Raw genomic sequence first — 590 nt, forward strand, 5'->3', positions numbered from 1 at the left:
TCGGGTCGATGATCCAGCGGTACCGCGGCCACTTCGCCAGACTCGCACTCGCAAACCCTTCCCTCAAGCGCTTCCCCGCGATGAGCATCGCCTGTGTCCAACAGAGGCAGTCTGCCCGGAATGTGGTGGAGCGCTGGCATACCTTGGAGAAGATACTGCTGAGCAGTTAGAGCTAATACGCAGTGCCTTCCGGGTCATCCGAACGGTTCGGGAGAAACACACCTGCGGGCAATGCGATTTCATCATACAAGCGCCAGCCCCATCACGTCCTATCGAGCGGGGTATCGCCGGGCCTGGCTTACTGGCTCGGGTACTCACATCCAAATATGCAGAGCACACCCCGCTGTATCGCCAGTCGGAAATCTATGCCCGTCAGGGCGTGGAGCTGAGCCGCTCTGTGCTCTCTGGCTGGGTAGATGCGTGTTGCCGATTACTGTCACCGCTTGAGGAAGCGCTGCGGCAGTATGTGCTGACCGATGGCAAACTACACGCAGACGATACCCCGGTGCCGGTACTGCTCCCTGGCAATAAAAAGACAAAAACAGGACGTCTGTGGACGTATGTACGCGATGATCGCAACGCAGGCTCCG

Annotated in this window: 1 protein-coding gene; it reads left to right on the top strand. The window is 58.6% G+C overall.

Annotated features, from left to right (window positions below):
• The coding region (locus GWQ22_RS21780; protein ID WP_275931661.1) for an IS66 family transposase at nucleotides 1–590 on the top strand (590 nt) is incomplete at both ends.

The organism is Aeromonas sp. 1HA1 (genome assembly GCF_029237385.1).
GTDB classification, from domain to species: Bacteria; Pseudomonadota; Gammaproteobacteria; order Enterobacterales; family Aeromonadaceae; genus Aeromonas; species Aeromonas popoffii.